The 14,694-nt window shown below is 45.9% G+C and carries 14 protein-coding genes and 1 pseudogene; 7 read left to right on the top strand and 8 right to left on the bottom strand.

Translation table 11 applies throughout. The features are described 5' to 3' along the window. Positions 1–37: 37 nt before the first annotated feature. The 5 genes and pseudogenes from JGK07_RS28455 to JGK07_RS28435 form a co-directional block, all read right to left on the bottom strand. Positions 38–1,243 carry a transposase gene (locus JGK07_RS28455; RefSeq protein ID WP_293185460.1) on the bottom strand — a complete coding sequence of 402 codons (1,206 nt, stop codon included), beginning with the start codon at positions 1,241–1,243 and terminating at the stop codon, positions 38–40. 802 nt (positions 1,244–2,045) lie between these two features. Beyond that, positions 2,046–2,285, bottom strand: a complete 240-nt coding sequence (locus tag JGK07_RS28450) for a hypothetical protein (RefSeq protein WP_293148907.1) — start codon at positions 2,283–2,285, stop codon at positions 2,046–2,048. 1,379 nt (positions 2,286–3,664) lie between these two features. Continuing rightward, on the bottom strand, positions 3,665–5,500 hold the full coding sequence (locus JGK07_RS28445; protein WP_293185462.1) for a caspase family protein: 1,836 nt from the start codon (positions 5,498–5,500) through the stop codon (positions 3,665–3,667). A gap of 105 nt (positions 5,501–5,605) precedes the next feature. Then, positions 5,606–5,728: pseudogene (locus JGK07_RS28440) on the bottom strand (hypothetical protein); the annotation flags it as partial. A gap of 111 nt (positions 5,729–5,839) precedes the next feature. Continuing rightward, positions 5,840–6,010 (bottom strand): hypothetical protein, encoded by a 171-nt coding sequence (locus tag JGK07_RS28435; protein ID WP_293185464.1) that lies wholly within the window; start codon positions 6,008–6,010, stop codon positions 5,840–5,842. Between the two features lie 230 nt (positions 6,011–6,240). Between JGK07_RS28435 and JGK07_RS28430 the strand changes: the two genes are divergently transcribed. From JGK07_RS28430 to JGK07_RS28410, 5 genes are all read left to right on the top strand, one after another. After that, positions 6,241–6,942 carry a V4R domain-containing protein gene (locus JGK07_RS28430; protein WP_293185466.1) on the top strand — a complete coding sequence of 234 codons (702 nt, stop codon included), beginning with the start codon at positions 6,241–6,243 and terminating at the stop codon, positions 6,940–6,942. A gap of 101 nt (positions 6,943–7,043) precedes the next feature. Continuing rightward, on the top strand, positions 7,044–7,310 hold the full coding sequence (locus JGK07_RS28425) for a hypothetical protein (RefSeq protein WP_293185469.1): 267 nt from the start codon (positions 7,044–7,046) through the stop codon (positions 7,308–7,310). 172 nt (positions 7,311–7,482) lie between these two features. Then, positions 7,483–7,956, top strand: coding sequence for a phycobilisome protein (locus JGK07_RS28420; protein WP_293185471.1), 474 nt, complete (start codon positions 7,483–7,485; stop codon positions 7,954–7,956). Between the two features lie 190 nt (positions 7,957–8,146). Next, on the top strand, positions 8,147–8,809 hold the full coding sequence (locus JGK07_RS28415; RefSeq protein ID WP_293185472.1) for a V4R domain-containing protein: 663 nt from the start codon (positions 8,147–8,149) through the stop codon (positions 8,807–8,809). Positions 8,810–9,493: 684 nt separating this feature from the next. Then, the gene (locus JGK07_RS28410) at positions 9,494–10,660 is read left to right on the top strand and encodes a pentapeptide repeat-containing protein (protein WP_293192603.1); all 1,167 of its coding nucleotides are present in this window, start codon (positions 9,494–9,496) and stop codon (positions 10,658–10,660) included. Between the two features lie 99 nt (positions 10,661–10,759). Here the strand turns inward: JGK07_RS28410 and JGK07_RS28405 are convergent, their stop codons facing one another. From JGK07_RS28405 to JGK07_RS28395, 3 genes are all read right to left on the bottom strand, one after another. Continuing rightward, positions 10,760–11,230, bottom strand: coding sequence for a phycobilisome protein (locus JGK07_RS28405; protein ID WP_293225509.1), 471 nt, complete (start codon positions 11,228–11,230; stop codon positions 10,760–10,762). Positions 11,231–11,268: 38 nt separating this feature from the next. Further along, a complete protein-coding gene (locus JGK07_RS28400) occupies positions 11,269–11,751 on the bottom strand; it encodes a 2Fe-2S iron-sulfur cluster-binding protein (RefSeq protein WP_293187095.1) in 483 nt (160 codons plus the stop codon). Positions 11,752–11,836: 85 nt separating this feature from the next. Next, positions 11,837–12,148, bottom strand: coding sequence for a hypothetical protein (locus tag JGK07_RS28395; protein ID WP_293187094.1), 312 nt, complete (start codon positions 12,146–12,148; stop codon positions 11,837–11,839). A gap of 94 nt (positions 12,149–12,242) precedes the next feature. On the opposite strand from JGK07_RS28395, the gene JGK07_RS28390 reads away from it, so the two are divergent. Together JGK07_RS28390 and JGK07_RS28385 are read left to right on the top strand one after the other, a co-directional pair. Further along, positions 12,243–14,180, top strand: a complete 1,938-nt coding sequence (locus JGK07_RS28390; protein WP_293225507.1) for a serine/threonine-protein kinase — start codon at positions 12,243–12,245, stop codon at positions 14,178–14,180. Between the two features lie 62 nt (positions 14,181–14,242). Then, complete coding sequence (locus tag JGK07_RS28385; protein ID WP_293187092.1) at positions 14,243–14,404, top strand: hypothetical protein; 162 nt, start codon at positions 14,243–14,245, stop codon at positions 14,402–14,404. Positions 14,405–14,694 lie beyond the last annotated feature (290 nt).

The raw sequence follows: 14,694 nt of genomic DNA, 5'->3' as shown, positions 1-14,694 counted from the left end.
ATGAGAAAGCAAGTTAATTGCATTGACACTCCCCGCCCTATAAGTGCGGGGATTCTAGGTTCACAGTCGCAACTTGCTCAACCAGGGTTGCCCCAAGTAGAGTAGAGGTTACAACTCCCCCAGCGTTACTTTGGGGATGTCCTCCCCTAGATTTTGCTTTAAGCAAAATGTTGATAGCCGCGTTTGTATCTCTGTGCAGGTTACAGCCGCAAACACAAACATGAGTTCTAGCACTCAGAGACTTTCTGACAACTCGTTTGCATTGGCTGCACTCAGCACTCGTGTAGTGAGGGGGAATAGCAACAGCTAGTTTTCCAAACTTGGTAGCAAAATAGTGAATCCACATTCTGAATAGATACCAGCTAGCGTCTGCAATAGATTTAGCTAAGCAGTGGTTTTTGAGCATATTGCTAATTTTTAAGTCTTCGTAGGCTACTAAATCGTTAGATTTGCATACGTTACGCGCCAATCTCTTAGCGTGTTCATTCCGTTGCCTACTTACCCTTAAATGTTTCTTGGAATATCTAGCCCTTGCTTGACGGCGGTTGTTCGATCCTTTCTGTTTTTTATAAATGCGACGTTGAGCGTGCTTGATGTCAGGTTCAGATTTTCTCAAGAATTTAGGATTGGGTTCGTGATATCCGTTGGAATCTGTGTAGAAAGATTCCAAACCAACATCTAAACCGATCTCTTTCCCTGAAAGAGGCTGAATATCTCGACACTCAACATCGACGCAAAACTGACAGTAATAGCCGTCGGCACGGCGCACCAATCTCACTCGTTTAATAGCTACTACTGGATAAGTATGGATGTCCCATTTACCCAGCAACTTTAGCTCTCCGATACCCTTCTTGTCGGTAAAGGTGATACGCCGTTTGGTTGGAATTAGCGACCATCCACTTGTCTTGTACTCAACCGAGCGATTGGATCGCTGAAATTTTGGGTAGCCCTTTTTACCCGGTTTTTTCTTTTTACAGTTGTCGTAAAATCGAGATATAGACAGCCATCCCCGCTCGGCAGCAGCTTGTACTGCCATCGCATTAAGCTCTTTAACAAAGGCGAATTCTTGGCGCAGTTTTGTAGAATACTTGTTCAAAGCAAATCGATCTATCTTGTCTTCCCTTGATGCGTCCATCCAGTAACGAATTGATTTGTTGCGGATGAATTGCACCGTCTGAATCGCTTCGTCGATCGCTCGATATTGAGATGGTTTTGCTTTGACTTTGTATTCAAGGACTAGCATTGATTCTCCCGCGATTTTACGCTTATTCTAGTATACTACAAGCAGAAAAAACTTCCCGTAAAATATCAAAGCCGTCCTATAAGGACGGGATTTGAAACCCAATTTTCTGATAACTTTTTCTGTGGGATGATATTAATATCATAAATAAAAATTGTTCCTTAGTTCAAGTCATTCACCGGATATCCTCCCTCAGAAAGTTCCACATCTCCAACCGTTACCGTCCAGCCCGACTCCCACGCCTAACCCGGACAAAAATTTCAGATTGTTGCCGGCCCTTCTACAAATGCTGTACCGCGTGAAATTCATACCTGCGACAGTTGCTCAGTATTTAATAGAGGAGAACTCCCAACTCTTTACTCTGTCTGCAAGTAGATGGGTTTATTGTAACTTGCAGGAGTTTCGTCGCGGGACTCAAAAATAAAGGCAGTCTCGCGACTGCCCGTGTAATTAGTTATACCTATTCGATAGGGTTGATTTTTCAGCCGATCGACAAATAGCAAATTTATCCAGCACGAACTCAATCTTGAATCTCAAATCTAAAAGCAAATAACCCAGGTTTTAGTTGTGGACAATAACCCCGTTCTGCGAAACTTACTCAAATCTACTTTTAGAGCAGGTTTGACGCTCACTTCCTGTGTCTGCCAAAGCGGTGGGCCGCTTCCGATCCGCAGGCATTTTTCGGGTTCAACTCTCCCTACAAACATTTTTTCAATCCGAATTGTGTCTCATTGACCCTGTAGGGTTCAACAAAAAAGCACTTTTAGACAAGATTGACTAATTAATGTGATTCTGTCGCTGCCCCTTAATTACTTCCGTGTGAAGGCTTGTGGCCCGATAAATCTAGAGGAAGTTGGGGCAGCCGGAGTCGCACTGCATTTGTTTGCAGCCAGAGAGTGATGGCGTGCTTCCGCTGTGGAGTCACGTACTCTCCGGGTCTGATCACGCCAGCACAGACGCCGATGTTTTTAATAAGGGTTTCTCGCTCCGATGAACTTGCACCCTGTAGCAACCTGACTTGGGCTTTGATAAAATCCACGTTCATAGCAGAAAGTAAAAGTAACTAAAGAACTCAGTTAAATAGCGATGCTTTGGTTCCAATTGTAACTCTAAAACCACTTGGTACGAATCCAATTGATTCAAGATCCCCGGGATGGGGATCGGGGCCTCTAGAGCTAGCCAACTTTATTTACTTTATCTGTTTTTGCTAGCAAAAGTGTCACCATGCTAGCAGTTTTGACAGAATTTTCCATAGTTAAGAACTGTTACAAATTTACCTAGCTTCCTACAATAATGCAGAGTTTAGTGCTAACGCTACTCTCTGGGACTCAAAAAATTCACCACAGTCTCCCGATCCTTGCCTTCTTACGTTTTAGCCTCCCCCATAGGGAAGGGATCGATCGCCAAAAATTCCTCTTACATCGCCCCTCTTAACACCCAGACACTACCACCTCACCCTATTGATTTAGATCCCCGCATATGCCTTGCTGTGGACTATAACTTTAGGCATACGTATTGTTACGGGGGCTACCATAAGCGAGCAAGTGTTAATTCTTGTTTATAGATGATATATTTTTTGGCTATTCTTCCAAAGCCATGATTTGTGTTAATTAAGGCAGCTTTATGATGTCCGCACCAACTAAGACTCGGAACTTCTGAGTCGATACATTTTGCTCTCTGTGGCGATGAATTTGTTTTCTAAATTCATTGGGGACGATCGCACACCGACGACAATTGCGAGTTGCGGCTAATTTTGTATAATTTATAACAGAGTGATTAATTCTAATAATTTAAAAACAGCACAATTTTCAATTTTTTCCCATCCGTCACTCGCTCCTAACAGCCAAAAAGATGGGTCAAACAAATCAATACGGCAATACCCACACCCTCAATCTTTAAAATCCCGATTTCACCTTCGCATTTGGTAGTCAATAGCAGTTATATATGGCGGAATTTGCTAGTTCCTAAACTTAAGAGTAAGTATCGAATTACAGCAAAACAGAAGCAATTAATGCCAAAATAAAAAAATAATTTTAGATTTAAGCTGACTTATTGAGGATTTTGGCATCAATCATTTTTTCATAAAACCATCGTTACAGCCATCATTGCGGTAAAAACAAACCTGGCTTTTGAGTCTGGAGAGGCTGGTCTATGGAGGTTTTGGAAATATTGGACGTACACGATAAATATTGATTAACACGCATCTACAATATGTTTTAGTTTCGCAAAAGGCATCGACCTGATAGCATATAAAATCCCCTCTCGCTGGCTCTGCGAAGGGGAAATAGTCCATGATATTATTGTTTAATACGCTCGATGTGTCGTTATCTTCTTGCACTATCAAGAGGTATGGATTGCTATACCTATCTTGACCCCCTAGCTAAGATAATTTCCCGGTGGTAAACCGGAAAATCATTAACTAAATCAACCTTTTTTCTGGCGTTGCAGCTTAGTTTTCCAATTGGCGATCGCCTTTTGAGCCGGCTCATAACTCTTAGTACCCGACGGCACCAGCGAAGCAGCTTCAACTGCCTCTTTCAACTTTCCTTGAGAGGCACGCAACTGAGCAATTTTGAGAATAGCTCCGCTCCACTCTCCAATCAACTGCTGAGCTTCTTCATGCTTTGGCTGACCGGGCTGAATTTTATTCGCTTGCTGGATGCCTTTACTGTAGGAAGAGGCAGCCCCCCGCTTAATTTGACTCGCAGCCGCCGATAGCAAAGCAGCATTGACATCCTGCTCTTTGGATAGCTCCTCCCACTGAACGATCGCCTGTTTCGACTGATTGTAAACCGCTTGATTCACATCAGGCATTAATTTAGCCGCGCCGATCGCCCCGGAGAAATTGCCCCTAGCAGCCCGCCCGTTAGCAATATCCAAAATCACCAAACTCCAGCGCTCAATATCCTGCTGAGCCTGCGGGTAGAGCGGATCGCTAGGCGGAATCGTTCGAGCCTTAACCACCGCTCTATTAAAACTAGAAGCAGAACCATCCTTGAGGAAAGTTTTTGCCTCAGCCCACACCTGCTGGCTTGAGGGAGGCTGCTTGCTATCAGTCGCTGCTTGTACCGCGCGCGGTTGGTTCTGCGCCACTCCACCACCAGCAGATTTTTGAGTCCCGGGGTTTTGGGCATTCTCAGCAGGCGATCGAGAATCTCCTTCCTGCTGACCGATAAAAATCGATTTGTTCGTCAGAAAAACACCCAACAGCAGCACCAAAGCGGTAGCTCCACTCCACAAAACTAACTGCTGTAAAAATGACTTATCCGATCCCCCGTTATCCGTATCCTCGGGCTGTTGCGAGTTCGGTCGATCGCCCCCCCCACCGCTTCCTGGTCTGACAGCATTCGGCTGCGACACAGGAGTCCTCTCAACCGAGGCATCAACCGCGTTGCGAGTTGCCTCGGGCACCTCCATTTGAGCAGTAGCCACAGCCATTTGCGGGCGATCGATCCCATCAGCCATCGCAACCGTCATATTGCCGTTGCGTCCGGCCAATGCAGAAGTCGGCACCCCAGCAGCATCAGGCAAAATCACCAAATGAGCCTTTCCAGGAGGATTCACCACCATCAAAGGTTCTTGTTTGGGACGCAAATGGTGGTCGCACAGCTCCGGTAGCCGATCGCTCAAGAAACGGTCTAAACCCTTAAGCGTCATGCACTGTCCCGATCGCAGCCCCTCTAAAAGCGCCGTCGTAAAAAATCCTTGACGCAGAGCAGAAGTTTCGCGCGAAACTTGATTCGGGCGGCAAGAAAGCACCGTCGGGATTTCCAGTTCCCGGGCCAGCTCTGCCGTTTGAGTGCCGATCGTTTCCCCCGCCTTCACTGTCTGGCTGCGGTTCATATCCACCAGCACCAACACCGTTTCCGTAGGAGCATTTTTCAGAGTATTCAACAGCAACTCTACCGGAATCCCCGTACCCTGAATGTCAGCCGGATTGCCATCAACAGGCATCAAATAATCCTTACCTTCATAGCTGACACCGTAGCCGCTGAAAAAACACCAAAGTAAATCTCCGTGTTGTAAATGTTCCGCGCAGAGGCTTTCGGTCAATTTCAGAATATTTTCCCGATTCGGATACGTAGATTGACCCCACAGCGACGGCGAGCTATCCGTCATCAACAGACATCCATCCGGCGCAAAACCAGCCTCCTCAGTCAAAAAACCGTAAAGTGCCTCTGCATCCTCTTGTGCATAACTCAAAGGCTGGAGTAACTGATATTGATTGATGCCTATTGCAATACAAGCGTGATGTTTCATCCCATATGCCCTATATATATAGTGGACAGATACATTTAACCCAGTAGAGGCTGGCAATCAGCCTCTACTGTGTATGGCGCGATGTGGTAAGATGCAATCTCACGACTACGCGGAGGTATCTCTCAAAGGCTTTAACAAAATGTTAAAGGCGCCATTTATCTCACGACCAATTGCGTGACCGCATTCAGGGGCAACAAATTGTTTGTTACCTGGTAATTTTGTGTGGCTCTGTCCACACTTTCAACAGCTTTTAGATCTATATTCTTCCATTACGTCTACTACAATACATCCACGTTTAGATGCTTGATGCTTCAACGTTTGAAAGAAACGGTATGCAGCTCATGCTACCATCGCTGCTGCTGTTTTGGTAGCCAACCGACCTTCCGGTGCTTTAGCATCTCGGTAGAGCGACTTTCGCTTAGTCCGCTTACCTCGATCGTTCTTCTTTCTGTTTGTGGCTGCTGACGCCTCGGCGAACCAGGGTTGGATTCGATGGTCAAGCTTGCACAAAACGATAACACATCGCCGTTTAACGTTAAAACGACTTTCGCCTCCTTAGTCAGATAAGTAGTTGTCCGAAGGCAGAACTGAAGTATCTGATACTCCTACTATATTGCAGTCAAAAATTATACCCTCTGCCTGCATTCATAAAATGACGTTAAATTGAATACACAGGTCAGTTGATTTGTTCTATGTGAACTAATTTTCAGCAAACTACACCAAACAGGAGTAAAGCGCCAATGGTCTCTACCGCCCCAAAAGAAATATCCACCCACAGGGAATCGCTATTGAAGCAAAAGCATCCTAAAACTCACAACCATTATAGGTTTCAGGATTTTTTTGCCTTCGATCGCGAGTTTGGTACAATTAACGACTGGAATAAGTCCCGCAACATTTTTACCAGCGAAGACTTCATCATCGGTTTAGTGGAGGGACTCGAAGAAGAAGTAGGCCCGGCGTCCTCTGTCATCATGTATACTATTGGTTGCCAGTGGGGGCTGCAAGATTCCGAATTTTTTCAAAAATGGTTTAGCGCCGAATTCAGCCAGAACATTCGCCAGTCGAATCTGATGTTCCTGCTAGAAACTTGGTGGTGGCCTTTCACTGCTCAAGGTTGGGGTCGCTGGGAAGTTGACATGAGCGATCGCAAACATGGCTGCATCTTCATCAACCTATTTGACTCAGCAGTTGCTCGAACTTTGGGCGACGTAGGCAAACCAGTTTGTCACCTATACGCCGGTTTGTTCGCCGGTTTCTTCGGAGCTCTAGTCAAAAAGCCTCTCAGTTGCATAGAACTCCAATGTTACTCAATGGGAGAAACCTATTGTAAATTCCTCCTCGGCAACCCAGACAAAATTGATGCAGCAGCATTCTGGCTCAACGAAGGTGCCAACGCCCGCGATATTCAAAATCGACTGCAACACGGTGAAATATTGCGGTAAACAACCTGGAAAGGCACATCCTCTGCCCTGCCTTTCCTCCCACCAATTTCGCGATCGCACGCATAGCGACCGATGGTGGGTATCTCCAGGCAGGAAGAAAGATGAAAAGTCAAACTTCATGGTTGGGTAAGTCTGTCCAAGACTTCTTTGGTCACTATAATTGGCTGGGACAACCTTTAGAAACCCAAAATGGCTCGACTTCAGGTCAAGCGCTGAGTTTAACGCGATCGGTAGCAGACTTTTTTCAAGCTATTTCTTGGGAAGGAATTCCCGAAGTAGGCGCCCTACCCCTACCGCCACCCTTGCCAGCAATTTCTATTTCTGAACCTGCCGAAGTCACCATTGACGATCTATTCGACCTCTTTTAATCTGCGTGGGGAATTGGAAATGGCCAATAGTTAATATTGGTTAGTTGTTATTTGTTATTGGTGGTAATTACGAAAACTATTACCAACTGCCAACTGCCAACTGTCAACTGTCAACTGTCAACTGTCAACTGACTTCCTTTTATCAATTACCGATTACCAATTAATTAAAATCATGCACCCTGAGATTGAGGCCCTGCTGGATCAGGCAGAAACCCGCTTTCTAAAAGGCGAAGAACTCATAGCCTTTAAGCGTCAAGCTGCAATCCTCGCCCAGCGCTTGAAAATTTACGAATTTTTGCGAGAGAAGGAAGCAAGCATCTTCCAACCAATAGCCAACAAGCTACAAGAAAAATTCCCCGACGAAAAAGAAGAAAACTTAGAACGATCGCTCAAACACTGGGTTTTAGTCTTGCGTTACTGCGCCATGGCCATGCTGCTGAACGATCGAGATTTTCTCGAACAGCGACTTCTCGACTGGGTTTCCGGTATAGTCGAAGCCCACCAAACTCAAAAAATCGAAGCAACTGTTTGCAATATGTTGCAAACTCGTTTAAAAGAACTGCTTTCCGAGCAAGCAAGAGCATTATTGCAACCATTCTTTGACCAAGCAAAATCAATGATTGTTGACCAAGGCAATAAAGAATAGGCAACAGGTAATACTTTAAAAAATGTAATTCAGGAACCATAAATTATGAGTTATAAGTAATAAATTTAATTTTAAACTTAACCCTCATAACTCCTTTTTTACAAACAATCAATTGCCAAATCCAAATTTCCTACATCGATAATAATTAACCTCTTCCGTCTTCCTTCCACGTCCCCATTGCCGATTACCGATGATTAATATTGCCGACTTGCTCAAACAGCCCCGCCTCCCTGGAAACTACTTTGCCAGCGATGCCTACGTCCGAGGCGACCTCGAACTAGGCCTGCTCGAAAACCGCCGGGGCGATCGGCTCATAGCCCTCCCAGAAACACTGATTCAAGCCATTTATATCGGCTTAGAACAAGAAACAGGCCAAGCCGCCCGCCTCGTGCTTTTCAACTGCGGTCGTTGGTGGGGGAAAAACTTCTACGTGCGCTTTTGCGAAGAAGTCAGCGAATACTACGGCCAGCCAGTTTCCGAAATGGAAATGGTAGAATTTATTCAGTCCTTGCAACAGTGCTGGAAAACTCACGGATGGGGAAAATTTGAATTTGACCCCAGCTATTCCGAACAGGGATTTTTAATAGTAAAGATTGGTAACTCTCTTTTTGCTAAAACAGCTCCCAAGTCGAAGCGGCCGGCCTGTTATTTAGAAGCAGGCATCTTAAGTTCCTTCTTTAGTCAGCTTACAGGTCGGGAACTCCACTGCCTGCAAACCTCCTGCGAATCCTTGGGTTCGGACTGCAACCGCTTTATTTTAGGACTGCGCGATCGCCTCCAACCGGCAGATTCTATGGTCGAAGAAGGACAAGCTCATGAAGCTATTATCAGTCAGCTTTGCCAAAAAAACTGACTCGTGTAACAGCTATTAGTTTATTGTTAATAGCTATCAGCTAGGTTATTGGGCGGCTATTTTATCCACCCGACGATCGAACATTACAGACAGTTAAATTATCAAAAATCTACAGAGTTTAAAAAATGGCTCTAGCTATTTCAAAAAAGTTTGACTGTAACTCAATAAGCTTGGGTTAGCTAAGCGTTTCATTGCTGTCCCCGCTCCCTTCGGGAGCGATATGTTATGAAAGCAATCACCAAGACTTTCTTGGGTTCTCAAGTAACAACAGGTGCAGGCATAAAAATTATCTTTTTAACCCAAGCTTAAGTAGTTGGACAAGATTAATTACACTGCGATGCTCGCAAAGCTTCCCAAGTAGTAATTCCCGAGCATTTTTTGTGTAATTAATTGTGTCAGGTTACTTATTGGACTACAACTCGCACCTAGACAATTCATGATTTACCTTAGAACAATACTCCGGACATAATTTTGGCTAATTTTAATGCTCAAAGTCCTATCGAGGCAACTGCTGGAACTCGATATTTTTTTTAATATCAGTGGTGGAGCCTAACAAGATAAAAAATTACTCTTGAAGTTTAACGCCAAAAAAACGTTACATAACAGTTCAAAAAACTGTCAGTATTGTTAGAAACTCATAAAATTTAAAAACAATCACAACCTCAAACTTTTTTCTCAAACTTAATGGACGCCAATGAACTTCTAAATCGATATGCAGCCGGCGAAAGAGATTTTAGACAGGCCAACTTGCGCGGCATTGTGTTGAGTCCGATCGATTTATACCGTTCCAGCGATGCCCCAACTCTACGTTTGGACAATCTTAACGAACACCAGCACAGACCATACTTAATCGGTGCTAACCTCAGTCAAGCCGACCTCACAAAAGCCCATCTGAGCCGAGCCAACCTCAGCAAAGCCGACCTCAGCGGAGCCAATCTGACCGGCGCCAACCTCATGGCAGCAAGTCTCAGCGGAGCCAATCTCACCGACGCCAATCTCACCGACGCCAACCTAGCGGGAGCTCACCTGAATTGGGCAAACCTAACAGGAGCAATTCTCCCCAAGGCAAATCTCATAGGTGCAGATATGAGCGCAGCAAACCTCACCAAAGCCGTTCTGAGCGAAGCAAATCTAAGTAAAGCCTATCTGATTAAAGCCAATCTCAACGGCGCAAACTTGAAAGATGCAGACTTGACTCTAGCAAGTCTCAAAGAGGCAGACTTGAGCGACGCACAGCTCACCGGAGCCGAATTGTCCAAAGCCAACCTAGCCGGAGCCAACTTAACCCGTGCCGAACTCAGCAAAGCCAACCTCAGCAAAGCTAACCTCAGGCGAACTAACCTCACTCAAGCTTATTTAAACAGCGCGTGTTTGAGCGAATCAGATCTCAGCGAAGCTTGCTTGGACAGAGCAAATTTGTGCAAAGCAGATATGAGCAAAACCTACCTCAGAAAGATTACTTTGAATGGCTGCCACTTAAGCGGTATCAACCTCAGCGGGGCAGATTTGGGCGGTGTAGACTTGAGCCGCAAACTTTTAACCGGAATTAATATGGCAGAGGCATTGTTGAACGAAGCCAATTTCAGCGGTGCTTATTTGATGGAAGCTAACTTGAGTGGAGCCAACCTCAGCAAAGCCAACTTGAGCGGGGCATACCTGATCAATGCCAACCTTTCTAATTCTTGCCTGCGTGAAATTGACTTGAGCAAAGCTAACCTCAGTAAAGCCAATTTGCGGAAAGCTGACTTGACAGGAGCAAACCTCCGCGGAGCCATTCTGAGTGAGGCGGATTTGGGGGGAGTTAACTTGCTTGGAGCCATTCTTCCTAACGGCAAAATCTATCACGGTTAATGCGATACCAGTCCGCTAAAACAATACAACCGTTGCCCCTTGCTCCAAGCATTTCTGTAATCAGTCATTCCCGCTCGAAAATGGTATGACTTTCCTTGATTATTTACCGACTATAGTGCGGTTGATGTCGAGAATCGGAAAAAATAAGCTGACTTCTTCAGCAGTCAGATATTGTTTTATTACCTTTTTCATGACATCGTAGGTCACGGTCGAACTATTACGACTGTGAACAGCGCCTAAAATACTTTGCAACCAAAGCAGCAGCCGATCGCGCAACCGTTCAGTATCATTAATCAACAGTGCTGCCGCCGAATGCCTCAATACCCGCACACCATCTCCACGGCACTTTTCAGTCAGATCTTGAGAACCGCGGCGATATAAACTAGGGTCGATAGACTGCATTTGTGCTTCCACCTGCCGAATAATTTCTTTTTCAGAGGCTTGAAGTTTTTTATAAGCGCTCATCCGGTGATTTAAAGACTGAAAGTAGTCTTTCAAAAATTGCAGCTCTTCGGCAGTGGCGTAGCGTCCGTCTGCTTCCGTGCTCAAACGCGCAAGTTGGCTCAACATAGATTTTTCTCAACTACTAAAATACAAACATATCAGTTTTAAGCTTCTTTAGTACGAACTAAATATTGTCCTACTTGGAAGCGGGTTTCATTAAGCTGTGTAACGATCGAACGAGTAATTAACTTTCCCGATTCTACAACTACTTGACCCGTAATTGGGTGTAACAAATCTTGCTGAGCTCGGCGACCGATCAGAGCTTCCACATTTTCAATAGCATTAATGTACATCCCGGCAGGTATCTGTACAACGACACCCTCGCCCATAATTTGAGCCTGACAAGCAAGTCGCGAATTGGATGCCGCTGTAGTAATGACCTCCAGCGTCCTCCTCTCGCGGCGGTTCATGTCAGACAAACCTTCCATGCCCTCTTTAATGTAAACGTGGCAGGTAGCGCACATTCCTCGCCCCCCGCATTCCTTAAGAACGTCTAAGTCTTTGGAAAGTAAGGCAGCCAGGATATTCGATCGGGTTTCCACTGCCATTTCCTCGGCAATTGGATCGAGTCTAATAATTTTAACCATATTGATTTTTCATCCTGTCAAGTTCAGTATGCAAGTGCGATCGACATATTCAAAGCCAAAAAAATTTGGCTAACACTCAAAAAAGCTAAGATGGCTTGACGACAGCATCAACTTCTGGCTCTCTAACCCAGATTGCATAACCGCTAGCTGTTTTGGTAATCGCTGTTGAGTCACCCCTATTCGCCAACTTAGCCACGATGGCTAAAACCTTCGATGGTTCTTGGACGGCTTTGAAAAAACTGTAATACTCACAATCAACTAAAATAGCAGCCACAGGCAGTTCCAGATCCGGCACCCGAATCCGGCAAGATTGATACTGACTGCGAAACTCAAGGATTTTGGTAGGTGCGACCGTGCGATCGCTCCTCGGAGGCTGAGAATGAACCTGAGATAACATAGCAGTACCTGGCGATCGATTCAAAAAATTGAATTTTTGTCAGCATTCTTTACATATTTTAATACTAGCTCAAGCTTTTTCTATAATTAGACCGATGCAACATTCTAAGTACCGTATTTTAGGGCTAGTCGGACAAGGGCAATTTGGTCGAGTTTTTTGTGCCAGCGTTCGAGAAACTCCCGCCAAGGACTCCCGCCTCACCAGCCAACTGGTTGCTCTCAAAGAACTCAGCCATCAAAAAGCCCCAACTAGCGAATTTTTAAGAGAGCTGTGGTTTCTGATCACCTTACAGCACCCCAACATTGTCACCTGCCGAGCTCTCGAACACACAGCCACAGGCAGATACTTGGTTATGGACTACTGCGAGGGAGGAACTCTCCGTAACCTGCTCAAACAAGACCGTCCCTTGCGACTGCTCGAAGGTTTACAGCTAGTCATGGAACTTTTAGCAGGCTTAGACTACGCCCACCGCCGAGGCGTAGTTCATTGCGACATCAAACCCGAAAATATCCTCCTCACTCTAGGCTCCAAAGGTTGGTCGCCGAGGCTATCTGACTTTGGCATCGCCCGCCGACTTCCAGAAATCGGTACAACTCGCCTCCACCAAGAAATTTCTCCTGACGCTACCGTAGGTTCCCCCGCTTACATGGCCCCAGAGCGGTTTTACGGTCTTTATTCCCCCATGTCAGATATATATGCAGTGGGAATTTTGCTGTTTGAGTTGCTCATGGGCTACCGCCCTTTCGGCGGAGCCCCCGGAGACTTGAGGTGGGCGCACCTGAATCAACGCTTGCAACTTCCCGACGCCATCCCCGAACCGTTGCAAGCAATAGTCAAAAAATCTTTGGAAAAGCTGCCGGCCCGCCGTTTTGCCAGTGCTTCCCAAATGGCTCAAGCTCTGCGACTGATCATGTACGACCCCGCTGTCAGGCAATTGGGCGACTGCATTGTTCCTTGGGAAAACCCCACAACCAACAACGCTAAAAGCCTGAAGTCGGACACTGACTCTGCGCTGGAAGTCGAAGAGGAAAAATCATCACAGCCGGCTATTAATTTACTTCGGACTGTTCGTTATTCGGTTTTGCAGCCAAAACCGCTAATACTTCCTGCACCGCTGACTGCTTTAATTGCCACGGAAAAGTATCTCTACGCTTCTATAGGTAAAGAGGTGAAGGTTTGGTGTCAGCCGGGACAACACGCAGTTACAACAGAAGAAATGCCGACTTCTATATTAATGCCGGAAATTGTGCGTGGCATTTTACCTGCTTCCCACGGCTGCTGCGTTCTCACTCAGCAAAAACTTTACTGGCAGGGCGACGGCTCCTCAGAGCCTCAGTGCCTAATGGATATGGGTTTAAGGCAAGGTGCAGATGCTTTTAAAGCTGCTATTGATTCTCAGGGTCGCTGGTTGACAGTAGCTGTTCCCGGCGAACTGCGTTTTTATGCTTTAGCTGACAATAGCACTGCGGGCGATCGAGAAAAAGCCCTAAAGCCGATCGCTACTGTGGCGTTACCGGAACACTATTTACCAGAATTAACGTTTTTGGATCGACGACACGTTTTAGCCGTTTGGCCAGACAACGAACCAAAAAATCCCCAAACTATTTTTAGAGTTTACACTCGCCGTGGCACATCAGTGGGTTCTGTAAAGTTGTCTGCCAGCGTCGGACAGATGTTGTTGACACCTGAGCCTTATACCTTGCTGGGAATTCCCCAAGGTGGTAAAGCCGCTGTGTTGTCGATGAAATTGTGGCCGCTCAAGCTAGCGCGAATTCCTCTTGAAAGTTTGCCTGTGTCTGCTTGTGTAACTAAGTGGGGATGGGTGTTGGCAGATGCTGGGGGGCAGATAGCAGTGTTAAACAGTCAAGGGATTCAAGTAGGCAATTTTAGTGGCCCTGCCTCACCTCGGGCGATCGCCCCTTGGGGCAGCACAGGTTTGGTGATTGCTGCCAATACTGAGTCCGAGACTCACTTGCACTTTTTAGATGTAGATGTTGAGGAGACTAACCCGCGATCGAATCTCAAAGGCTGATAAATGGTCTAACTGAAAATGTTTGGGGGTGGCTGTAATTAAGGAGATTGTAGTTGCGGGCGATGGATTTGTGTGGGGCTAGGACTTGCAGGTGGGCGATCGATCCGATCGCATACCCCAATCTCCCTGAGTCAAGTACAACGAATGCAGGCACTACTCATATATATATGAATCAGATTGACCAATCACCTAGTGCTGTGGTGAACAGGGTGCGATCGGGCTGACACCGTAACCAAAGTCTTAGTAGCTCTGACTAAATCCAATTATATCCACCTCTGAAGTATTCTACAGACGGCTGTCAAAAACGAGATGGGGGTAAAAAAGCAGGTTCTGGCGTTAAAGCAGATGGGGCGATCGGATATGGGAGCCGGAAGGAACACCCGAAACCCATACGGTGCATGGCTTCAAAAAAAAGTCAAAATTATTTTCGCAAAACGCTTGACAAGCCCTTGCGAAATAAGTATATTAATAAAGCGCCAGAGAGAGAGCGGTTCACACCGCGAACTTAAGGCAC

This window comes from Microcoleus sp. PH2017_24_DOB_U_A, assembly GCF_020738205.1.
GTDB lineage: Bacteria > Cyanobacteriota > Cyanobacteriia > Cyanobacteriales > Microcoleaceae > Microcoleus.
This window is presented reverse-complemented; position numbering and strand designations above follow the sequence as displayed.